We start from the raw sequence: 560 nt of genomic DNA, 5'->3' as shown, positions 1-560 counted from the left end.
GGTCTGGAACCAGCCATGGTCCATAATCCGGTCCAGGCCAAGAATCTCGCCATAGAAGGCCTGCGCCTTGCCCAGATCGTCCGTGGCCACATTGGCCATGATGCGTGTCACCTTCATCGTTACCCCTGTCATTCTTTCTTCATTCTTGCTGCATTGTTCTTGCTGGCGTTTTCTTGCCTGCTCCAGGCACTAAACCATTCTTTCGCATGCTAGAATGAACCCTGTTCAATATCGACAGTCTCATCCCATCCGTCACAGACCTGCCCGCTGCCTTCATCCAGGAACCCTTATGTCCTCCGACTCCAGTCGCTTGCTTCGCCTTTCCCTCGCTCTGGCTCTGGGGGGCTTTGGCATTGGCAGTGGCGAGTTCGTCATTATGGGACTGATGCAGCGCGTGGCCACCGACCTGCAAGTCCCGGTGCCGGATGTGGGCTATGCCATCAGCAGTTATGCGCTGGGGGTGGTGGTCGGTGCACCGCTGATTTCCGCTCTGGCGGCCCGGGTGCCCCGGCGAGGACTGTTGATCACCCTGATGCTGGTGTTTGCCGTGGGCAACATGG

The 560-nt window shown here is 58.0% G+C and carries 1 protein-coding gene; it reads left to right on the top strand.

What is annotated here, in order from left to right; translation table 11 throughout:
- Positions 1 to 289 precede the first annotated feature (289 nt).
- A partial coding sequence (locus tag A3730_RS09080; RefSeq protein WP_197477392.1) for an MFS transporter occupies positions 290 to 560 on the top strand: 271 nt, incomplete at its 3' end.

The organism is Alcanivorax sp. HI0044, assembly GCF_001634945.1.
Note: the sequence above shows the minus strand (reverse complement) of the source record. Positions and strands in the feature narration are given on the sequence as shown.